We start from the raw sequence: 20,434 nt of genomic DNA, 5'->3' as shown, positions 1-20,434 counted from the left end.
CCGCCGATGCCGCTCAACGCTGCAGAATGACACATGGCTTCAAGCGCTTTGAAGCGGGGCGATATGGTTTGTCAAAAGGGAGCGCGGCGACCCGCACCGCGCTCCCGATCGTCAGCGCCCGATCGTCACCGGTTGTCGAGCTGCGCGCGCACCGCGCGGAGGCCCGCTTGCGTGATGCGGTACGGCGCGCCGTTCAGCGAGCCGATAAAACCGCGCCGCCGCAGCCGGTTGAACAGCGACAGACCGGTATTGGCGAGCACATGCCCGTCACGCGTGAAGCACAAAGCTTCGACGATGTGGCCGGCTTCGCCGCGCCGATGGCGGATCATGCCGCCCTGCGCCAGCACATGGAGCATACGCTGCTCCGCTTTCGAAATATTCATGGGATTATCCGGGATTATCAAGCAACAACGGCGCGCCGACCCGTTGGTCGCCGCGCTGCGCACATCCCGATTACGCCGGGATGTTAGCGGTTGCCCGCAATCTCAGACATATTCACTCCATCGGCGCATCATGCGCCTTGAAACGCAGAATATTCGACTTCGGTACGCCTCGCAACGATTTTGATGCATTGCACAATGAAGATGAGCCCCTAGACTGCTAACCAATGAGCAGGCGCCGAAGAGCGCCGCCGGGCTACGCAAGGAACGATTTGAATATGCTGTACCATGCCTTTGACATGCAGAAGAATTGGCTCGCAGGCGCGAGTGCGCTGGCGACCGCGGGCGCGCAGGTGATGCAGCATCCGGCGAATCCGCTCGGCTATTTCAGCGGAAGCCCGATGTTCGCCTCGGCGCTCGAAGTGTTCGCACACGCGTCGGCGCCGCGCGGCAAGCCGGGGTTCGAGTTGTACGAGACCGTCGTCGATGGCGAGACGGTGCGCGTTACCGAGGTCGTCGAGGCGCGCAAACCCTTCGGCCAGCTCAAGCATTTCAAGCACAAGGGCACGAAGGATGCGCCCAAGCTGCTGATTGTCGCGCCGATGTCGGGCCATTATGCGACGCTGCTGCGCGGCACGGTCGAGCGGATGCTGCCCGGCCATGACGTCTGGATCACCGACTGGCGGGATGCGCGCAACGTGCCGCTCGAAGCCGGCAAATTCGACCTCGACGATTATGTCGATTATCTGATCTCGTGGCTCGAGCATATCGGTCCCGGCGCGCATGTGCTGGCGGTATGCCAGCCCTCGGTGCCGAGCCTTGCGGCGGCGGCGATCATGGCGGCGAACAAGCATAAGTGCCGGCCAAAGACGCTGACGATGATGGGCGGGCCGATCGACACGCGCAAAGCGCCGACCGCGGTGAACGAGCATGCGATGACGCGGCCGCACGCCTGGTTCCAGGAAAATGTCATTGCGACCGTCCCGGCCTATTATCCGGGCGCCGGACGCCGCGTTTACCCGGGCTTCCTGCAACTCGCGGGCTTCATGTCGATGAACCTTGGCAATCACATGATGAGCCATTGGGAGATGTTCAAACATCTGGTCGACGGCGACGGCGAGAGTGCCGACAAGACCAAGGAATTCTACGACGAATATCGCGCGGTGTGCGACATGACGTCGGAATTCTATCTGCAGACGGTCGACGTCGTGTTCCAGCGCCACCTTCTGCCGAAGGGCGAGATGACGCATCGCGGCCAGCCGGTCGACGTCGGCGCGATCGAAGATATTGCGATCCTCGCGATCGAGGGCGAGCGTGACGATATTTCGGGGATCGGCCAGACCAAGGCCGCGCTGACGATCGCCAAGGCGCTGCCCGCCGAGAAGAAGAAATATCTGATGGCGAAGAGCGTCGGCCATTATGGCATTTTCAACGGCCGCAAGTGGCGCGAGGAGATTGCGCCGGTGGTCGAGAAATGGATTCGCGCGCACGGCGGCTAATCATCGAAAGACCGAAATGTCTCCAATAGTTATCGGTCTGCTTCTCGCTTCGGCACTGATCCACGCCATCTGGAATGCCATCGTCAGGAATGGCGAGGATCGCTTCTGGACGCTTGCGATCATATGTCTGGTCGGAGCAATCGCGGCCTTGCCCTTTGCCATGGTCTTGGGCGCGCCCGCCCCGCCGAGTTGGCCCTATCTCATCCTGTCGTCGTTGCTTCAGATCGGATATTCCCTGTTTTTGGTCAGGGCTTATCGCCACGGCGAACTGTCCAGCGTCTATCCGATCGCACGGGGGAGCGCGCCCCTGCTGGTCACACTTGGCGCGGCCCTGGTCGCGGGCGAATTGCCGGGCACCGTGGGACTTATGGGCATTGCCTGTGTCTCATTGGGCATCATTTTGTTGACGCTCGGAAGCAACCGCCCCGATTCAAAGTCGACCATCGCCGCCCTTGCTACGGGGATATTTATCGCCAGCTATATGGTCGTTGACGGGCTGGGCGTCCGCCTGTCGGAAAGCGCCACCAGCTATGCCGCCTGGCAAGCTGTTGTAGCGGGATTTCTCATTCCTCTGTCCTTCATCGTCATCAGGCGACAGGTTCCCAGCTTGCCCCGGGGAAAAGCAGGGGTACTGGTTATCGGCGCAGGGATATTGGGCACGCTTGGCTATTGCATCGCGGTCTGGGCAATGAGCCGAAGCACAATGGGCGGTGTTTCTGCCATTCGCGAAACCAGCATATTATTTGCCGCACTCATCGGGACCTTCGTGCTGCACGAAAGGATCACGCTGCAGAAGATTCTCGGTGCGTTGACGGTAACGGTGGGAGTCGTCTGTCTCTCGGCGGGATAAGGAACCCGCCTTTCGATGTCCGGTATTTAGTGCCAGGGCGATGTCCGTACGCTCCAATAGACAATGTAGAGCAGCCCCGCCCACAGCAGCAGGATGATCGCCATTCCGGCGCGGCTCGACGGGCGTTCGCTCGCGGTTTGGGCCGCGGCGTGGAGTTCGGCCCAGAGCGGATCGGGGATCAGGCGGCGCACAACCCACAGGCCGAGCGGCACGATCAGCAAATCGTCGAGCCAGCCCAACACCGGAATGAAGTCGGGGATCAGGTCGATCGGCGACAGCGCATAGGCCGCGACCGCGATCGCGAGCAGGCGCGCGAGCCAGGGCACGCGGGGATCGCGCGCTGCGAGCCAGGCGGCGTGCGCCTCGACCGCGAGGCGGTGGCCGAGATCGCCGATGCGTTCGGAAAGGGATTTGCCGGTCATCGCGATCTACACTAGCCTTCCCGCATGGCTATCCAACTGAAAAGCGCGCGTGTCGAACGCTGGCCGGTCGCGGGGGCGTTCGTGATCAGCCGCGGCGCCAAGACGCACGTCGATGTCGTCGTCGCCGAAATCGAGGGCGCCAAAGAAGATGGAGGCGTCGTTGGGCGCGGCGAGGGGACGCCGATCTATTATTTGGGTGAGGATGCGGCGGGGTGCCGCGATCAGATATTGCGCGTCGCCCCGCATATCGCCGAACTGGACGCCGCGAGTGCGCGTGCGGCGGTGCAGGAACTGATGGCCGCCGGCGCGGCGCGTAACGCGCTCGATTGCGCGCTGTGGGACCTCGAAGCGCGGCAGCGCGGTTTGCGCCTTTGGCAGCTCGCGGGGTGCGACGGCGCGCCGACATCGCGTGTTACCGCTTTCACCATCTCGCTCGGCGCCCCCGGCGCGATGGCGGAGCAGGCGGCGACTGCCGAGGCCGACGGCTATCGTTTGCTCAAGCTCAAGCTCACCGGCGAAGACGACCGGCTGCGCGTCGCCGCGGTACGCAAGGGCGCACCCGAGGCGCGGCTGATTGTCGACGCCAACGAAAGCTGGCGCGATATCGACATTTTGAGCGAGGCCGAGGCGCTCGCCGACCTGGGGGTCGAAATGATCGAACAGCCGGTGCCGGTGGGCGCCGACGCGCTGCTCGATCCGATCTACTCGCCCATTCCTTTCCTTGCCGACGAAAGCTGTCAGACCGCGGCCGATGTCGCACGGATCGGCGCCTTTTACGACGGCGTGAATATCAAGCTCGACAAGGCGGGCGGGCTGACCGAGGCGCTGCGGATCGCCGATGCGGCCGATGCGGCGGGGCTGTCGATCATGGTCGGGTGCATGTTGTCGACCAGCCTCGCGATCGCGCCGGCGTTTGTACTCGCGCAGCGTGCGCGCTGGGTCGATCTCGACGGCCCTGCCTTGTTGGAGCGCGACCGCGAGGGCGGGTTCGAATTTCGTGAGGGGCGGATCGCTCCACGCGTTTAGTAGATGGGTTCTTCTTCCCGTAAATCTTCGACGGTCGTGCCGGCCAAAATGGTGAGCAGCGTGATTGTGGCCCCGACGCTCCAAAAATAGCCGCCGACGGGAATGTTGATGGTGCAGAAGGGTAGGAACAACCATCCGCGCGAGAGTCCTGCCGACCGAAATCGCCGCGCCGTAAGAAAGAGAAGAGCGATTCTATAGGCGAGGCCGACCGCAAAGACGCTTACCCCGGGTAATGTCGAGGGGAAGTGGATTGTGCCGTTGTGACCGTAAAACCACAGCCCGGCGAGCAGCAGGATTTCGACGGGGATGACCAGCGGCAGCCATCGGCGATATTCATCGCGGATCGTATAGCCATGCCATGCAAAATGCTGCTCAGGCCATGTGCCCATGCTGGCTTTTTAGCCGGGCATGGGCGCATGTCCAGACATGCTAAAGTGCTACCTGCGCGTGCTGGCCCAGCTCGCCTTCCTTCATCGTCATGCCGGTTGCCATCTTGAACAGGCCCTTGATGCTCGGGTCGGCGGTCCAGATTTCGGCATTGTCGAGATCGAAGCGCAAGAGGACGAGCTTGGGGTCATCCTTGCCGCCTTCGTACCAAGCCGCGATGCTGTTGTTCCACAATTTGTCGAGCACCGCGTGGTCGCTTTCGTGAACGAGCGTGCCCGAGATGCAGGCGAACAGGTCATGACCCTTTGCCGAAAATTGCGCCATCGCGGGGCCGCCGCCCGAAAGGCGGTTGTCGGTCGCGGTGAAGAACCAGAAGGCGCTGCTCGCATCCTTGTCGAGCTGGGCGTTCATCGGGATATGATGTTCGCGCTCACCGGTCGCGCCGACCATGACATAGGGGCTGTCGGCCAAGGCTTTCCAGAACTGCTTTTTGATGTCGTCGCTCATGGGAGAATTCCTTTCGTCCCTCGATAAGCGAACAACGCGCGAACTGGGCGCCTGTTGCCCGGTTCAGCGCGGGCGCGGCTCCGCATAGCTGACCACCTCATATTCGATGCCGTCGGGATCGAAGAAATAGAAGCGGCGGCCGGGTTCATAGTCGCCGTGGTTGAACGGGGTCAGCCCGACCGCCTTCACGCGCATTTCGATCGTGTCGAGATCGTCAACCTGTACGCCGACATGGTTGAGCGGCGCGCCCTTTGGATATTGCGCGTCGGCATGCTCGCCGTCGGGGCCGGTGTAGAGCGCGATATAGGCGGCCTCGCTGCCAAGGTGGATCGTGCGCCCGCCATCGCGTGCGGGTCCGCGCCAGCGTTCGTGCCAGCCGAAGATCGCCGAGAGGATTCCGGCGGTGCGGTCGGGATCGCTGACCGTCAGATTCACATGCTCGATGAAGGGGTGCGTCACTCAACTTCTCCTGATTCGCGTTGACGCCGGACTTATGAAAGCTCAAGTCAGGTTGAGATCAAGGAGAAATGGCGTTGCTGATTATTGAGCCCGTCATTGCGAGCGAAGCGACGCAATCTCCAGCCATCGGCCTTGCACATGGCCGACATCTGGGGATTGCCGCGTCGCTCCGCTCCTCGCAATGACGGAAGGAAATGGGAATGCATCGGACCGACCTGATCGCGATCGGCGAACTCGCGGCGCGCACCGGCGTCGCGGTGTCGGCGATACGCTTTTACGAGGCCAAGGGGCTGGTCGAAGCGCTGCGCACCGGCGGCGGCCAGCGCCGCTTCCTGCGCGCCGACATCCGCCGCGTGTCTTTCATCCTGATCGCGCAGCAACTGGGGCTGAGCCTCGAGGAGATTGCCGCCGAGCTTGCGGGGCTTCCGGCCGGGCGGACGCCGAACGGTGCCGACTGGACGCGGATCAGCACCGGCCTCGGCGCGCGGATCGATGCGCAGATCGCGGCGCTCGAACGCACGCGCGAACTGCTCGGCAATTGCATCGGTTGCGGGTGCCTCTCGCTCAAGAAATGCGGACTTTATAACCGCGAGGACAAGGCGGCTCAGCGCGGCGCGGGGCCGCGTTATGTGCTCGGCGACCGGTCGGGGGAGATTGCCGAGGTCGGCTGACACCTTGCACCGCGATGCGCACCAACTATTTCAACCGGGTGCGCTGAGATCCTCAACCTTCGTCATTCCCGCGAAAGCGGGAACCCAGCGAGCGGACGTTGCTACCGGGTTCCCGCTTTCGCGGGAATGACGAAATATTAGAGCGGAGCGGAGGAACCGGTCGAAACCGGTTCTTCGTTCCTTCAAAGGACATCCGGTCAGACGGCCGAAAGGCGCTCGATTTCGGGCGCACCGGCGAGGCAGGGGCCGAGTTTGGCGCCGAGGGTGCGGAAATGGTCCGACGCGCGGTGCGCTTCGACCGCGGCGTCGCTGTCATAGCATTCGAGCACCTTGTACACGCCCGCCTCACTGGTGCGGAACAGCTTGTAATAGCTGTTGCCGGGCTCGTCCGCGTGCACCGCGGCGGCGAGTTCGGCGAACACGCCTTCAAAAGCCTCTTCCTTGCCGGGCTGCACGCGCAGTGTGGCGATCACACCGATGGCACTCATGGTCTCTCTCCCTTGTGGTTCAGGCTTTGAGGTCGGGGTCGACGGTCCAGCCGTCCTCGACCTGGATGCCGAAGCTGTTCAATATCATCGAAACCTGCGTGTACTGGCCGACGGTCATGACGAGGTCCATGCGGCCCTTGTCGCCCAGCGGCGCGAGCGCGGCCCAGCTTGCGTCGGTAACGAAGTGGTTGGTGGTCAGTTCGTCGGTCGCGCGGAGCATCGCGCGGTCGAGGTCGTTCCAGTCCTCTGTATCGGGGCCGGCCTTGATGCGCGCGATCTCGTCTTCGGTGAGCCCGCAGTCGAGCCCGATGCGCTTGTGCTGGGTCCACTCATAACCCGAGCGGCAGTTGTAGCCGGTGCGCAGGATAACGAGTTCGCGATTCCGGGGCGAAAGCGCATTGCGCTTCGACAGGATATAATTGCCCCAGCCGAGGAAGGCGGTCAGCGCCTTGGGCGCATGGGCGAGGGTGCGGAAGATATTGAGGATCTTGCCGCCCCCGACCTTGCCTCCATCCGAGGCAAGGAAGGGTTCGAGCGCGGCGCGCTGGTCGGCATCGAGCCGGTCGAGGTCGACCGGCTCGATACGTGGCCTGCTCAGGCGCAAATCAGAAGACCTCGAACAGGCCCGCTGCGCCCTGGCCGCCACCGATGCACATGGTGACGACGGCATATTTGACGCCGCGACGCTTGCCTTCGATCAATGCGTGGCCGACGCAGCGCGCGCCGGTCATGCCGAAGGGGTGGCCGATCGAGATCGAGCCGCCGTTGACGTTGAGCAGCTCGTTCGGGATGCCGAGCGTGTCGCGGCAGTAGAGGACCTGCACGGCGAAGGCTTCGTTGAGTTCCCAGAGGCCGATGTCGTCCATCTTGAGCTCGAAGCGTTCGAGCAGCTTCGGAATCGCGAAGACGGGGCCGATGCCCATTTCGTCGGGTTCGGTGCCCGCGACCGCCATGCCGACATAACGGCCGAGCGGCTGGAGGCCCTTCTTCTCGGCGACCCTGGCTTCCATCAACACCGCGGCCGATGCACCGTCGGCGAGCTGGCTGGCGTTGCCCGCGGTGATCGAGAAGCCTTCGCCCATTACGGGCTTCAGGCTGAGCAGGCCTTCGAGCGTCGTGTCGGGACGGTTGCACTCGTCCTTGTTCGCGACGACATCCTGGAAGCTGACCTCCTTCGTTTCCTTGTTCACCACCGCCATGGTCGCGTTACAGGCGACGATCTCGTCGTCATATTTGCCCGCGGCCTGCGCGGCGGCGGTGCGCTGCTGCGACTGGAACGAATATTCGTCCTGCGCCTCGCGGCTGATGTTGTAGCGCTTGGCGACGACCTCGGCGGTGCCGATCATCGGCATATAGGTGTCCTTGTGCATCGCGATCAGCTCGGCGTCGGTCTCGATGAACACCTTGCCGCTGCCGCTGACCTTCGAGATCGACTCGATGCCGCCGGCGACCGCGATGTCCTGACGGTCGACGATGATCTGCTTCGCGGCGGTCGCGATTGTCATCAGGCCCGACGAGCACTGGCGGTCGATCGACATGCCGGGGACGGTGACGGGCAGGCCGGCGCGCAGCGCGATCAGGCGCGCGACGTTCATCGTCTGCGATCCCTGCTGCATCGCGGCGCCGAAAACGACGTCGTCGATCTCGCCGCCTTCGACACCGGCGCGCTCGACCGCAGCGCGGACCGCATGCGCGCCCAGCGTCGGCGCGAGCGTGTTGTTGAACGAGCCGCGCGCCGCCTTGGTCAGCGGGGTGCGGGCGGTGGAAACGATGACGGCGTCACGCATGATGTAATTCCTCTTCGGTGAGTTAGGCAGAATCTTTGCCGGGGAGGGCTATGCTCAAACGAAAAACTGGCTGATCCATTCGGCGATCAGGGCGGGCTTTTCCTCGCCCTCGATCTCGACGGAGACTTCATTGGTCTGCTGCCACTGGCCGGGGCGCTTTTCCTCAAGCTCGAGCAGCTTCACGTGGCTGCGCACGCGCTTGCCCGAACGGACGGGCGACAGGAAGCGGACTTTGTTGCAGCCGTAGTTGACACCCATCTTGATGCCGCCGACCTTGGGGCCGTCGGTGCTCGCGCCGAGCAGCGGCATCAGGGAGAGGGTGAGAAAGCCGTGCGCGATCGTGCCGCCGAAGGGCGTCAGCTTCGCCTTTTCCTCGTCGATATGGATGAATTGATGATCGCCCGTCGCGTCGGCGAACTTGTTGATCATCTCCTGATCGACGAGCACCCAATCCGACGTGCCGAGATGCTCACCGACTTTGGTTTGCAGTTCCTGCGGCGTGATGGTGGCCATAATCATCCCCTCAATAGCTGGTTCGGGGCGCGTTCTAGGCCTCTCTTGACGCGTTGCACAAGAGCCAAGCCCGGCAGCCGCGGCGCCGTAGCGTCAGCCGGGCTTCGCTGCCTTTGCCGCCGCTGCCTTGGGCCTTGGAGACTCGGAATAGGGCATGATCATGGTCCCGTCGGGCGCCGCGGTAAAGGTCGTCTGCGTCGGATAGGCGAATTCGTAGCCGGCCTTCGCCATCGCCTCGAACAGCCGGATGCCGATGTCAGTCCGTGCCGCGGCGACGACGTCGAACTCGTCGCTGAAAACATCGAAGAGCAGCTCGAAATCGAGACTCGAAGGGCCGAAGCTCAGGAAGCTCGACCGGATGAATTCCTGCCCCCCGGCGACCACCTGCGCCTCGAGCAACGCCGGCAGGTCGCGCAGCATTTCGGGTGTGGTCTGATAGATGACGCCGATCTTGAAAGTGATCCGGCGGCGATGGAGATGCGCGAAATTGGTGATCTCCTTGCTCAGCAGATTGGTGTTCGAGATCACGAGCAGTTCGCCGTTGAGCGAACGCAGGCGCGTGCTCTTGAGCCCGATCCGCTCGACCGTCGCGGTACTCGTGTCATATTTGATCGTCTCGCCGACGCGGAACGGCCGGTCGAAGATGATCGAGAGCGAGGCAAAGAGATCTGAGAAAATGCCCTGCGCGGCGAGGCCGATCGCGATGCCGCCGATGCCCAGACCGGCGATGAGGCCGGTGACGTTGACCCCCATATTGTCGAGGATGACGATCGCCGCGATCGCGAACAAAGCGATACTGATCAGCAGGCGGATGATGCCCATCGCGTTGGACAGCGTCTCATTGTTGCCCTCGGCAGCGCGGCGCTGGATCAGCCCGAGCACGATTTCGCGCGCCCAGATCGCGACTTGCAGCACGACCGCGACGGTGAAGACGAACTGGATCATCTGCATGATGATCGCCGGCGGCTGCGCATAGCTCGCGACCATGCGGATCGCGATGATCGCGAGCACCGACGACTTGGTCTTGTGGATCACGCGCCCGGCGATGTGGGTCAGCGAGAGGTCGCCTTCGGCTGACTGCGCATATTTGAGCGCAAAGCGGCGGACCATCGACAGCAGGAAATAGATGGCGAGACCGACGCCGATCGCGATACCGATCTGCAGCCAATGGCTTTCCACCCACGCCACGCTCATGTCCCAATAGCGCTGCAGGTCGTTGAGGGGGTTGGTCGCGGCCGCCTTCGCGGGCGCAGCTTTCGGGGCGGCGGTGGTCGCGGCGGCGAGGATAGAGAAAGTCACGTCGGGTCCTTTGTACGTCGGATCAGGCGGATTGGAGCAGCACCGCGGCCGCGGGCGCCCGCTCCAGATAGGTCAAAAATCCGCGTTCGTAACGCGAAAGATAACGCGTCGCGCGCGGCAGGTTGCCGACCGCCGCGGCAAAGTCTTCGCGCGCCTGCGCCGCGGCAAGCATCGCCGGGTGGACATAAGCTTTGCGCGCGATCGCCGGCGTATTGCCGAGGTGGTCGGCGACATGTTCGAGCATCGCCTTCAGGGTCGGCGGTTTGGACGCGTCGTAGAGGAAGGCGAATGCTTCGACGCTCGCCGACCAGGTGCGGAAATGCTTGGCGCTGAACTCGCCGCCCATCGCTTCGCGGATATAGGCGTTCACATCCTCAGATGCGACGGAGCAGAGGGCGCCCTCATCCTCATATTGAAAGAGATTCTGGCCGGGCAGGTCCTGAAGCCGGCGCACCAGTGTGGTGAGGCTGCGGTCGCTGATCGTGACCTCGCGTTTCGCACCGCCCTTGGCGATATATTTGAGGCGAAGCGTCTTGCCCGACAGCTTCGCATGGCGCTGGCGCAGCGTGGTCGCACCGAAGCTCTTGTTCGCCGCCACATATTGCTCGTTACCGACGCGGAGCGCGGCGAGGTCGAGCAGGCGCACGACCGCAGCGACGACGCGTTCGGAGCAGAGCGTCCGGCGGTTCAGATCATCGACCAGGCGTGCGCGAAGCAGAGGGAGTGCGTGGCCAAAGGCGGCGCAGCGGTCATATTTGTCCGCCTCGCGCGCCATGCGGAAATCGGGGTGATAGCGATATTGCTTGCGCCCGCGCGCGTCATAGCCGGTCGCGAGGATATGGCCGTTCGCCGCGGGGCAGAACCACGCATCCTCATAGGCCGGCGGCAGTGCGATCGCGTTGAGGCGGTCGATCTCGTCGCGGTCGCGGATGATCTTTCCCTTGGCGTCGCGATAGCGCCAGCCGACGCCCGAACGCGCGCGGGTGATGCCAGGCAGGCTGTCGTCGACATGAACAAGGCGCAGAGCGGACATGGGTCCATAGCGCCTCGCCGCCGTCTATGGTTCCCCGGCTGTGACAGGGCGCCCGCGGATCAGGTCTCGCTACGGCCCGCGGCGCGCGGTGCGGCGAGCAGGCGATCGCCGGCCCGCTGGGCGATCCGCCGCCCCGGCACCTCGAGCGCGATATGGAGAAGGTGCGACACGGCCAGCGTCAGCAGGATGAACGCCAGAATCTTGGCCGGATGGACCAGCGCCGGATCGTCGACGAAGAAAAGCTTGAAGAGGATCCACAGGAAAAAATGCGACAGATAGACGGCATAGCTGATGTCGCCCAGCCATTGCGCGATCCTGCCTGACAAGAGCGGCCGTGGCGCCGTCGAGGCCTGCAGCGCGAGGATGACCACAGTGGTCATGATCAGTGGCACGGCCGCCGGCTGCGACCCCGCCACCCCGAGCAGGAGCGCTGCGGCGCCAACGAGGCCGAGCGCGGTGCCATAGATGATCACCGTGCCGCGGGGCCGTTCGCGCTGCGCCGTCCACCATTGGCAAAGCAGGATGCCGATGCCGAATTCGACGAGACAGCGCAGCAGCCCGGTCGCGGGAATATCGTCGCCGATGCTCGCGCGGCCGGTTGCCGCGAACCACCATCCCAGACCGGCCGCCATCGCGATGATCAGCAAAGGGAAGCTCCACGCGCCGCGCGGTAGCCGCGTTAGCCAGCCGCCCGCGATCGCCAGCAGCAGATAGGCCGCCCATTCGGTCGAGATCGACCAGGCGGGATCGTTCCATGTCAGCCCGTTGGCGAACCCCCAATTCTGGACCAGCAGATAATGCGCCGGCAGCTCGGCGAAGCTGTAATGCGCGCCGGGGTCGCGTCCGCTGAAGAGCAGCGCCACCGCGAACAGCAGCATCGCCGACAGTATCGCGAGGTGGAGCGGAAAGATGCGGGCAAATCGCCGTATAATGAAACGCGGCGCGGCGCGGATACCCTGATCGCGGAACTCGGAGCCATAGGTCCACCACAGCACGAACCCCGACAGCACGAAGAACAGGTCGACCGCGAGATAGCCCTCGGCCAGCACCGCAATGACACGCTCGGGCAGGAAGCCTCCCATCGCGCTGCGGATATGGTAGAGCAGCACCATCAGCGCCGCGAACCCGCGGAGCCCGGTGAGGGTCGGCAGCATTTGTCGCGGCATGGTGGCGACGCTCACGCGGCCACCATCGAGCGCTGGGTCAGCGGCCGCCATCCCGCTTCCTTCTCGCGGCGCCGGCAATAGGTCGTCAGCCCGATCTCGAGCGCCAACATCATATAGATGAAGGGCTGGAAGGCGATGGCGACGAACAGCGACCCGACCAGATAGACGATGTGGCCGTGCTGCAGCGCGGTCGCCAAGGGCGCGATCCATTGCTCTTCGCCGCGCCGCGTTTTCAGGTAGCGCCGTCGGGTCCGCTCCATCTGCACCAGCCCCGCAAAATGCAGGAGCAACCACATGGCGGTTCCGGGATAGCCCTGCTCGCCCAGCATCTCGAAATAACTCGAATGATAGGCGCGCGATTCTTCTTCATAAACGCTCGCGACCTCGTCGGGGCGGCTCGCTTCCTTTTCGACGCGCACGCGATTTTGAAGAAAGGCGTTGAAGCCGCCGCCCATGGGATTGTCCTTCGCATAGTCCCAGGTCCACGCCCACACCGCGACGCGCGTTGAGGCCGACTGGTCGGACTTGTAGCCGCGGATCGTTTCCATGCGGTCGGTGTAGCTTTGCGGCAAGAAGGGGATAGCGGCAGCGGCGAGCAGCCCGGCGCCCGCGATGTAGAGAAGGCGGTGCTTGACCGCGCGCAGCGACAGTAGCGCGAGCACGAAGAGGCAGATCAGCCCGGTGCGCGCCTGGGTGCCGACGGGCAGCAAGGCACAAGCGAAGACCAGCGCGAAGCAGAAGGCCGACACCATCCAGTCGGGCGGAAAGATCGTCCCGTGGCGGCGATACCACAGGATCAGCGGGATGATCGATATGGCGACGCACGACATGGTGCTGCCCTCGTAAAGCCCGTAATTTTCGCTCAGCAGCAACTGCAGCGTGCCATAACCCCCGCCGCCCGCTGCGGTCTTGATGCCGCCCGCGATCGCGATCGCCGCCGCCGAAAGCAGCAGCATCAGCGCCAGCGCCTCGATCCGCAGCTTCGTCCGCAGCGTAAGCGGAAGGAAGATCGCCCAGATCAGCGCCTTCCAAACCCAGCTCCACTTGTCCGCCGCCTCGACGGGGAAATCGGCATAGATCGTCGTCATCCAGCAATAGATGAGCAGCATCACGAGCAAAGTCTGCCGCCCCGACCAGCGGGTGTCCTTCTTGTCGTCGGCTACGAGCCAGCCGGCAATCGCGAGTCCGAAGACGATCAGCGAAATCGGGATCGAGTTGATCAGGAAATAGCTGAGGCGCTGCGGCGCGACGACGTCGATATAGCAAAAGCACAGTATGAACAGGAACGGCTTCCTGAAGCCGATCCCGATGAAGGCGAACAGAAAGGCGACGAACGCGAGGTCACGCATCGGGGCGGGCGTCCGCTTCGGCGCGTTCGGCATCGCGGCTTTGCTGCCACAGCAGGCGCGGACTGACCTCGCGATCGAGATCGTCGCGATGGAGCAGGCGCCAGAGCGCGATCGCCATCAGAACGTGCGTCAAGCCAAGGGAAAAATTGTCGATCATGTCCGCTCCGGCTACGCGATCGGGGTTGACGCCGCGTTAAGGCTTGTATGTCAGTGCACTGGCCCATGACACGCATCCTGCACGTCCTCGACCATAGCCTGCCCGCGCACAGCGGCTACACCTTTCGCACCCGCGCGCTGATGAAGGCGCAGGTCGCCAAGGGTTGGGAAGTTGCGGGCGTGACCGGCGTGCGGCATCCCGAGCCGGGTCCGGACGGCGAGACGGTCGACGGGCTGACCTTCTATCGTACCCCCCCGATTGCCCCCGCACGTGCGCCGATCCGGGAGTGGCGCGAGATCGGGGCACTGGCGAAGCGCGTCGAGGCGCTGGCGAGGGATTGGAAACCCGACGTGCTGCATGCGCATTCGCCGGTGCTCGACGGGCTGGCGGCGCTGCGCGTCGGCAAGAAACTGGGCATCCCGGTCATCTATGAAATTCGCGCTTTCTGGGAGGATGCGTCGGTCGGCAACGGCACCGGGCACGAAGGCAGTTTGCGCTACTGGCTCACGAAGCAACTCGAAACGCATGCTGTGAAATCGGCCGACGCGGTCGCGGTGATCTGCGAAGGGCTGCGCGGCGATTTGCTCGCGCGCGGTATCGATCCGGCAAAGATCACCGTGTCGCCGAACGGCGTCGATCTGGAGCTGTTTGGCGATCCAACGCCGCGCGACGATGCGCTTGCCGACACGCTGGGCCTCGCGACCGACGACGCGGTGATCGGCTATATCGGCAGCTTTTACGATTATGAGGGGATCGACGACCTGATCGCGGCGATGCCCGCGCTGGTCGCGGCGCAACCGAAGGCGCGGCTGCTCCTCGTCGGCGGCGGGCCGATGGAGGCGGCGCTGAAAGCGCAGGCGGCGGCATCGCCCGCTGCCGCGCACATCCATTTCGTCGGCCGCGTCCCGCACCAGGAGGTCGAGCGCTATTATTCGCTGATCGATATCCTCGCCTATCCACGCAAGAAGATGCGGCTGACCGACCTCGTCACGCCGCTGAAGCCGCTCGAGGCGATGGCGCAGGGCAAGCTCGTCGCCGCGTCCGATGTCGGCGGCCACCGCGAGCTGATCGAGGACGGCACCACGGGCACCCTGTTCGCGCCCGACGACCCCGCCGCGATTGCCGGTGCGCTCGCCAAGCTGCTGCAAAATCGGGAAATGTGGCCCGAGCGACGGCGGACAGCACGTATTTTTGTGGAAAGTCATCGTAACTGGTCGTCAAACATTTTACGTTACGAGCCGGTTTACCAGCGATTGCTGCGCGGCGCCTGAGCACCGCGATTCTAAGAGACGCAAATGGCTCGATAGGCCGATGGATTTGGGACGATATGGAAGAGACGAGCGAGAACCGGGCCAAGGCGACAGCGACCGCGCTGCTGCGCGCGCTCCAGCCCGCGATTCCGGCGGTGATCGGCGCTGCGGCGCTGACCTTCCTGTTCGCTGCCGTAATGCCCTTTTCGTGGGTCGCGGGGATCAGCTGGAATCTCTATCTCGACCGCCTCTCCGACCTTTTCGTGCAGCCGATCGGCAATGGCGGGCGGCTCGCGCTCGCGTTCGGCATGTCGGCGTTCGCCGCATTGATCGCGGGCCTCGTCGCGCTGCTGATCGCGAAGCCCGAAGCGGCGGGGCTGTCCTCGCTGCGCGACCGTTTTCGTCGCGTACCTGACGAAGTAAGCGATGACGAACCGGTGCTGACGCGCCGCCGCGTCGACCTGCACCCCGACGATCCGCCGCGCCCGCCGATTCGCGCGGGCCGCGATCTGCCCGCGGGCGGGCTGGACGGAAGCGCTATCGCCGAACCGGTTGGCTTGTGGTTGGGCGAAGCGGAGGCCGACGATGCCGACGAACTGGTGCTCGCCGATCTTGCGCCCGAAGAAGAATTCGACGGCGAGGCGCCCTGGCTGCAACCCGCCGTGATGACGTCGCCGCCGCCGATGCCCGATCCCGCCGACAAGTCGCTCGGCGCCATGGTCGCGCGCTTCGAAGCGGGGCTGACGCGCCGCCAGCGGGCTGCCCCGGCTTCGACCGCGGCGATCCCGGTGCCCGACGAGGTCCCAGCCGAAGGCGAAGCCGAAGTCGACTTCGCGCTCGAAGCCGCACTGAGCACGCTGCAGCGGATGAAGCGCCAGTCGGTCGGCTAATCCTCGACCGTCAATATTTCGATCCGAAGCGTCTGCGGCTCGGCCCCGCATTCCACCACGACATCGGCGACGATATGTCCGGGGAGCGTCCATTCGGCCGCGTTCAGCCGGTCGTGCAGCGCGCGGCGCACCGGCTCGCTATCGCCCGCCGCCAGCACACAGGGAAACAGGTGGCGCGCGCCGACGAAATTCGCGCTCGCCCAGGGACGAAAAGTCGAGGCGCCCGGCGCCAGCCCGTGCGGCAATTCGCCGACAAGTAGATGGCGGAGCCGCCGATGCGGGCAACCGGGACGCGGCGGCAACGCGGGGGACCAGCGCATCATGCCTGTGCTCGCTGCTCGAGGCGGCGGAAGGCGCGGGTTCGCCGGTCGCCCTCCGGCGCGACACGGCCCGCGCGTCGCTCGGCACGCCATTTGTTCATGAAATGTTCCACTCGGCATATCATGTCGAGCCCCGGCTCGCGCCCCCCGCGCAAATCGCTGACGAGACGCGGGTCGTGTGCGGCGGCGCGGCCGAATACGCTCGGCGGCATCGCCGATTCCTTCAGGAAGGCCTCGATCCGTTGCAGCAGGCTGCGCTCCATAAATTCCTCCCTGATCGCGCTGAAATCGGGCGACTCACCCGATAGGATATTTCCTATTTGATGCTCATTTTCCTACTTGTCTAGGAAAAATCCGTTTGCTAGAGACGAAATAGGAAGGACCAGCCCCCAGCGACCTATGGCCGATTTCGATCAGGATCCGCGCACCGCGCTCGACCGCCTCCTGGCTGAAAGGGGGATCGACTATGCGCGCATTTCGCAGGTGATCGGGCGCAACCCCGCTTATATCCAGCAATATATCAAGCGCGGTTCGCCGCGGCGGCTGGCCGAGCAGGATCGCGCGCGGATCGCCGCCTATCTGGGCGTGTCCGAAGCGATGCTGGGCGGGCCGGTGCAGCGTGTCGCGACCCCGGCGCGGGCGCGCGGGCCCGGGATGATATTGGTGCCGAAACTTGCGATCGGCGCCTCGGCCGGTGCCGGCGCCAGCGTCGATGGCGAAGCCGTCGAGGGCGAGGTCGCGTTCGACCCCAAATGGCTGCGCGACCTGGGTGCCGATCCGCGCGCGCTCAGCATCATTCGCGTCGAGGGCGATTCGATGGCGCCGACGCTCGACGACGGCGACGACATATTGGTCGACGGCGGCGACACCGCGGCGCGGCTGCGCGACGGCATCTATGTCCTGCGCATGGACGATGTGCTGATGGTGAAGCGCGTCGCGCGCGCGCCGGGGCAGGGCCGGATATCGGTGATCAGCGACAATCCGCACTATCGCAGCTGGGATGACCTGCCGATGGCGTCGGTGCAATTGGTCGGCCGCGTCGTGTGGACGGGCCGGCGGGTGAGGTGAACCGCTTAACGCGGCGCCGCCATCAATGCTTCGATTTCATGCTCCAGCACTTCGGCGCGCTGGCATTGGTCGGCCTTGCCGTCGCGGCATTTTTCGGCCGCCTTGTCGCGCTGGCGCGACAGCTTGCCCATCTGTTCCTCGCGCTTGCGCATTTCGCGGCCGCGGTTGCGATCCGATTCCTCCTGGCTGGTGGTCGACCAGTCAGCGACCTGACCGACCGCCTTGAACGGCGCGGTCACCACTGTCTTCGCCGCGCTGATGCAGCCGGCGAGCAGGGGCGCGGCCATGACCGCCAAGATTAAAACGCGCATTTTCTTCTCCTCGCCGATGACGCCTCATCGCATAACCGCCGCGATCTGAACAGGATATTGCGACGGATCGGCGCCGCGCACGGCCAATGTGTCACATCATTGAAACAAATGGTTAAAGTCGTGTTTACCAAGCAGCTTTAGGTCGAGGCGCAACAGGGTCGCAGACTGAAGAGAGATTGATGAATGCCATGGGATATGCCTTTACGCCATCGTCGGGCCACGCGTCCGCGATCGGCGCCGACGCGCATATGTCGCAGGTCATCGACCTGTTTCGCGGCAATCCGCAGCTCCGCGCGCTTGCCGTGGTCGATGGCGAAGAGCGGCCGGTGGGAATCATCCGCGAACAGCGGGTGCGCGAATTGCTCTTCTGTCCCTTCTGGTTCTCGCTGATGCAAAATCCGACGATCGGCGGCTCGATCGCCTCGATGATCGAACCTTGTCCGACCGCCGATGTCGCACGGTCGACGACCGATCTGCTGCGCATCGTGGCGCAGTCGCCGGGGCAGCAGGAACTGATCCTCGTCCGCGCGGGACGCTTCGTCGAAACGCTCGACAGCGGCCAGCTCGCCAAGCTGGCGATGCTGCGCGAGGTCGAACTGGCACAAGAGCGCGCGGCGCGCACGACGCAGATCGACGATGCCGGACGGCGGTTCCAGCAGGACATCACCGCGCTCACCGCGACGTTGTCCGACATGGCGCGCAAGGTCGAGGCAGTCGCCGGCACCCTGTCCGAACGCGCGCAGCAAACGGGGCGCGACGCGGTCACCGTCGCGGGCGCGACGGCGCAGACGCTTGCCGGGCTGCAGGACCTCGGCGATCGCGGCCACGCGCTCGCCGCGACGATGGCGAAGATCGTCGACGACGGATCGCGCGCGCGCTCGGTGCGCGGCGACGCGCATCGCAAGATCAAGCAGGCCAGCGATCGATCGATCGCATTGAAAGCCGCGAGCCAGTCGATCGAACAGATGCTTGCGTTGATCATCGACATGGCGAGCCGAACCAACATGCTCGCGCTCAATGCGGGGATCGAGGCGGCTCGCGCCGGCGACGCCGGCCGCGGCTTTGCCGTGGTCGCGTCGGAGGTGAAGACGCTGGCGAGCCAGACGCGCGTCGCGGCAGGCGACATCACCCAATATGTCGACCGGATCCGCGACATTATTGAACAGGTCGCGGCGGGATTTGAGGAGGTCGAGAAGGCGATCGACGCCAACAATGGTTTTTCCGACGCGATCGACCGCGCGGTCGACGGACAGAGCGCGACGACGCTGACCATCGCGAGCTATGTCGAACAGGCGGTCTTCGCGGGCCGCGAAATCGACGCGCGCGTCCGCGAGATCGGGCACGGCGCGACCGCCGTCGGCGATGGTGCGCAGGCGCTGGGCAAATTGTCCGCCGGGCTGACCGAGGCGGCGCTGTCGCTGCACCAGCGCGCGCGCCACTTCGTCGAGGCGGTTGCCGCCGCCTGATTCGTCTTGGCCGGACAAGGGCTTGCCCGTTCGCGCAGCGCTGATAGGATGCTGCTCGCGCCGGGGGCGTCTGAGGCCATCGGCGGGGAGGAGGGTCATCATGACGAATATCCAAAAGGGTCTGGCCGAATTTATCGGCACGTTCTGGCTTGTCTTCGGCGGTTGCGGCAGCGCGGTTCTGGCGGCGGCATTTCCCGACGTCGGGATCGGACTGCTCGGCGTCTCGCTCGCTTTCGGTCTGACGGTCGTCACCATGGCCTATGCGATCGGCCATATTTCGGGCTGTCACCTCAATCCGGCGGTGACCGTAGGGCTATGGGCGGGCGGGCGTTTCGACGCGCGCGACATTCCGCTCTATGTCATTGCGCAGGTGCTCGGCGCGATCGTCGCGGCGTTCCTGCTCTTTTACGTCGCCAGCGGTAATCCGGCATATGATCTTGCGACTAACGGGCTTGCCGCCAACGGGTTCGATGCGGGTTCGCCGGGGCATTATGACATCTGGTCGGGCTTCATCATCGAAATCGTGCTGACCGCTTTCTTCCTGTGGATCATCATGGGAGCGACCGACGGGCGTGCGCCGGCAGGCTTCGCACCGATCGCGATCGGCCTTGCGCTGACGCTGATCCACCTCATCTCGATCCCGGTGACCAATACCTCGGTCAACCCGGCGCGCAGCACCGGCCCGGCGCTCGTCGTCGGCGGCATCGCACTGCAGCAATTGTGGCTGTTCTGGATCGCGCCGCTGATCGGCGGGGCGATTGGCGGCCTTCTCTACAAGACGCTCGGGGCCGACAGCTTCCCGAAACCGAATATCGAAGGCGAATAAACGTCGGGCGGCGGGGGCCAGAGCCTCCGCCGCTGCTATTTCAGCAAGTCGATCGCAAAGGCGCGAACTTCGTCCGCGATGTCTGGCCGTTCGAGCGCGACCGCCAGATTGGCCTGGATATAACCGGCCTTCGATCCGCAGTCGTAACGCGCGCCGTCGAAGGTGACGGCGTGGAAGGGCTGGTTGCCGATCATCGTCGCCATCGCGTCGGTCAGCTGGATTTCGCCGCCCGCGCCCTTTTCCTGTTTTTCGAGCACGCGCATCACTTCGGGTTGCAGGATATAGCGGCCCGAAATGATCAGGTTCGACG

Annotated in this window: 26 protein-coding genes and 1 pseudogene; 9 read left to right on the top strand and 18 right to left on the bottom strand. The window is 64.5% G+C overall.

Annotated features, from left to right (window positions below; all coding sequences use genetic code 11):
* Positions 1–125 precede the first annotated feature (125 nt).
* Entirely contained in the window at positions 126–383 is a 258-nt protein-coding gene (locus ASD73_RS11355; RefSeq protein ID WP_056372377.1) for a YjhX family toxin, read from the bottom strand.
* A 275-nt stretch (positions 384–658) separates the two neighbouring features.
* Between ASD73_RS11355 and ASD73_RS11350 the strand changes: the two genes are divergently transcribed.
* On the top strand, positions 659–1,879 hold the full coding sequence (locus ASD73_RS11350) for a polyhydroxyalkanoate depolymerase (RefSeq protein ID WP_056372375.1): 1,221 nt from the start codon (positions 659–661) through the stop codon (positions 1,877–1,879).
* A 16-nt stretch (positions 1,880–1,895) separates the two neighbouring features.
* Positions 1,896–2,729, top strand: a complete 834-nt coding sequence (locus tag ASD73_RS11345; protein WP_056372373.1) for a DMT family transporter — start codon at positions 1,896–1,898, stop codon at positions 2,727–2,729.
* Positions 2,730–2,755: 26 nt separating this feature from the next.
* On the opposite strand, the gene ASD73_RS11340 is transcribed toward ASD73_RS11345, so the two are convergent.
* A complete protein-coding gene (locus tag ASD73_RS11340; RefSeq protein ID WP_082521491.1) occupies positions 2,756–3,151 on the bottom strand; it encodes a YkvA family protein in 396 nt (131 codons plus the stop codon).
* A 24-nt stretch (positions 3,152–3,175) separates the two neighbouring features.
* On the opposite strand from ASD73_RS11340, the gene ASD73_RS11335 reads away from it, so the two are divergent.
* Positions 3,176–4,177: a dipeptide epimerase gene (locus tag ASD73_RS11335; RefSeq protein ID WP_056372371.1), complete on the top strand. Its 1,002-nt coding sequence runs from the start codon at positions 3,176–3,178 to the stop codon at positions 4,175–4,177.
* On the opposite strand, the gene ASD73_RS11330 is transcribed toward ASD73_RS11335, so the two are convergent.
* The 3 genes from ASD73_RS11330 to ASD73_RS11320 form a co-directional block, all read right to left on the bottom strand.
* The gene (locus tag ASD73_RS11330; protein WP_056372369.1) at positions 4,174–4,566 is read right to left on the bottom strand and encodes a hypothetical protein; all 393 of its coding nucleotides are present in this window, start codon (positions 4,564–4,566) and stop codon (positions 4,174–4,176) included. The two genes, ASD73_RS11335 and ASD73_RS11330, sit on opposite strands and share 4 nt — an antisense overlap.
* A gap of 40 nt (positions 4,567–4,606) precedes the next feature.
* Positions 4,607–5,071, bottom strand: coding sequence for a pyridoxamine 5'-phosphate oxidase family protein (locus ASD73_RS11325; protein WP_056372367.1), 465 nt, complete (start codon positions 5,069–5,071; stop codon positions 4,607–4,609).
* Between the two features lie 63 nt (positions 5,072–5,134).
* Complete coding sequence (locus ASD73_RS11320; protein WP_056372364.1) at positions 5,135–5,530, bottom strand: VOC family protein; 396 nt, start codon at positions 5,528–5,530, stop codon at positions 5,135–5,137.
* 200 nt (positions 5,531–5,730) lie between these two features.
* Here ASD73_RS11320 and soxR point away from each other — a divergent pair, with 200 nt between their 5' ends.
* A complete protein-coding gene (gene soxR, locus ASD73_RS11315; RefSeq protein WP_056372362.1) occupies positions 5,731–6,201 on the top strand; it encodes a redox-sensitive transcriptional activator SoxR in 471 nt (156 codons plus the stop codon).
* A gap of 197 nt (positions 6,202–6,398) precedes the next feature.
* Here soxR and ASD73_RS11310 read toward each other — a convergent pair whose 3' ends face one another.
* The 9 genes from ASD73_RS11310 to ASD73_RS23045 all read right to left on the bottom strand — a co-directional run bounded on the left by ASD73_RS11310 (position 6,399) and on the right by ASD73_RS23045 (position 13,969).
* Complete coding sequence (locus ASD73_RS11310; protein WP_056372361.1) at positions 6,399–6,689, bottom strand: putative quinol monooxygenase; 291 nt, start codon at positions 6,687–6,689, stop codon at positions 6,399–6,401.
* A 19-nt stretch (positions 6,690–6,708) separates the two neighbouring features.
* Positions 6,709–7,293, bottom strand: coding sequence for a carboxymuconolactone decarboxylase family protein (locus tag ASD73_RS11305; protein ID WP_056372359.1), 585 nt, complete (start codon positions 7,291–7,293; stop codon positions 6,709–6,711).
* A 1-nt stretch (position 7,294) separates the two neighbouring features.
* Entirely contained in the window at positions 7,295–8,476 is a 1,182-nt protein-coding gene (locus tag ASD73_RS11300; RefSeq protein ID WP_056372357.1) for an acetyl-CoA C-acyltransferase, read from the bottom strand.
* Positions 8,477–8,530: 54 nt separating this feature from the next.
* Positions 8,531–8,989 (bottom strand): MaoC family dehydratase, encoded by a 459-nt coding sequence (locus tag ASD73_RS11295; RefSeq protein WP_056373541.1) that lies wholly within the window; start codon positions 8,987–8,989, stop codon positions 8,531–8,533.
* A gap of 93 nt (positions 8,990–9,082) precedes the next feature.
* Entirely contained in the window at positions 9,083–10,183 is a 1,101-nt protein-coding gene (locus tag ASD73_RS11290; protein ID WP_443027976.1) for a mechanosensitive ion channel family protein, read from the bottom strand.
* A gap of 127 nt (positions 10,184–10,310) precedes the next feature.
* A complete protein-coding gene (locus ASD73_RS11285) occupies positions 10,311–11,321 on the bottom strand; it encodes a DNA topoisomerase IB (protein ID WP_056372353.1) in 1,011 nt (336 codons plus the stop codon).
* Between the two features lie 59 nt (positions 11,322–11,380).
* Positions 11,381–12,538 carry an acyltransferase family protein gene (locus ASD73_RS11280; RefSeq protein ID WP_056372350.1) on the bottom strand — a complete coding sequence of 386 codons (1,158 nt, stop codon included), beginning with the start codon at positions 12,536–12,538 and terminating at the stop codon, positions 11,381–11,383.
* Positions 12,499–13,836 carry a putative O-glycosylation ligase, exosortase A system-associated gene (locus ASD73_RS11275; protein ID WP_056372349.1) on the bottom strand — a complete coding sequence of 446 codons (1,338 nt, stop codon included), beginning with the start codon at positions 13,834–13,836 and terminating at the stop codon, positions 12,499–12,501. The genes ASD73_RS11280 and ASD73_RS11275 overlap by 40 nt, the downstream gene beginning before the upstream one ends.
* Positions 13,829–13,969 (bottom strand): hypothetical protein, encoded by a 141-nt coding sequence (locus tag ASD73_RS23045; protein ID WP_162256168.1) that lies wholly within the window; start codon positions 13,967–13,969, stop codon positions 13,829–13,831. Before ASD73_RS23045 ends, ASD73_RS11275 begins: the two co-directional genes overlap by 8 nt.
* 89 nt (positions 13,970–14,058) lie before the next feature.
* Between ASD73_RS23045 and ASD73_RS11270 the strand changes: the two genes are divergently transcribed.
* Together ASD73_RS11270 and ASD73_RS11265 are read left to right on the top strand one after the other, a co-directional pair.
* Complete coding sequence (locus ASD73_RS11270; RefSeq protein ID WP_056372347.1) at positions 14,059–15,264, top strand: TIGR04063 family PEP-CTERM/XrtA system glycosyltransferase; 1,206 nt, start codon at positions 14,059–14,061, stop codon at positions 15,262–15,264.
* A 56-nt stretch (positions 15,265–15,320) separates the two neighbouring features.
* Positions 15,321–16,133 carry a hypothetical protein gene (locus ASD73_RS11265; RefSeq protein ID WP_056372344.1) on the top strand — a complete coding sequence of 271 codons (813 nt, stop codon included), beginning with the start codon at positions 15,321–15,323 and terminating at the stop codon, positions 16,131–16,133.
* Here the strand turns inward: ASD73_RS11265 and ASD73_RS11260 are convergent.
* Entirely contained in the window at positions 16,130–16,456 is a 327-nt protein-coding gene (locus ASD73_RS11260; RefSeq protein WP_235534343.1) for a hypothetical protein, read from the bottom strand. The genes ASD73_RS11265 and ASD73_RS11260 overlap by 4 nt on opposite strands.
* Positions 16,453–16,716 carry a hypothetical protein gene (locus tag ASD73_RS11255; RefSeq protein ID WP_056372342.1) on the bottom strand — a complete coding sequence of 88 codons (264 nt, stop codon included), beginning with the start codon at positions 16,714–16,716 and terminating at the stop codon, positions 16,453–16,455. The genes ASD73_RS11260 and ASD73_RS11255 overlap by 4 nt, the downstream gene beginning before the upstream one ends.
* Before the next feature lie 136 nt (positions 16,717–16,852).
* Here ASD73_RS11255 and ASD73_RS11250 point away from each other — a divergent pair, with 136 nt between their 5' ends.
* Positions 16,853–17,521 (top strand): S24 family peptidase, encoded by a 669-nt coding sequence (locus ASD73_RS11250; protein WP_056372340.1) that lies wholly within the window; start codon positions 16,853–16,855, stop codon positions 17,519–17,521.
* A gap of 5 nt (positions 17,522–17,526) precedes the next feature.
* Here the strand turns inward: ASD73_RS11250 and ASD73_RS11245 are convergent, their stop codons facing one another.
* Positions 17,527–17,832, bottom strand: a complete 306-nt coding sequence (locus ASD73_RS11245; protein WP_056372339.1) for a hypothetical protein — start codon at positions 17,830–17,832, stop codon at positions 17,527–17,529.
* Between the two features lie 179 nt (positions 17,833–18,011).
* Here ASD73_RS11245 and ASD73_RS11240 point away from each other — a divergent pair, with 179 nt between their 5' ends.
* Complete coding sequence (locus ASD73_RS11240; protein ID WP_235534342.1) at positions 18,012–19,298, top strand: methyl-accepting chemotaxis protein; 1,287 nt, start codon at positions 18,012–18,014, stop codon at positions 19,296–19,298.
* 100 nt (positions 19,299–19,398) lie between these two features.
* Positions 19,399–20,124, top strand: a complete 726-nt coding sequence (aqpZ, locus tag ASD73_RS11235) for an aquaporin Z (protein WP_056372337.1) — start codon at positions 19,399–19,401, stop codon at positions 20,122–20,124.
* A gap of 35 nt (positions 20,125–20,159) precedes the next feature.
* Here the strand turns inward: aqpZ and ASD73_RS23220 are convergent.
* A pseudogene (locus ASD73_RS23220) lies at positions 20,160–20,434 on the bottom strand (UTP--glucose-1-phosphate uridylyltransferase); the annotation flags it as partial.

It is taken from the genome of Sphingopyxis sp. Root154 (assembly GCF_001427105.1).
Classification (GTDB): domain Bacteria; phylum Pseudomonadota; class Alphaproteobacteria; order Sphingomonadales; family Sphingomonadaceae; genus Sphingopyxis.
This window is presented reverse-complemented; position numbering and strand designations above follow the sequence as displayed.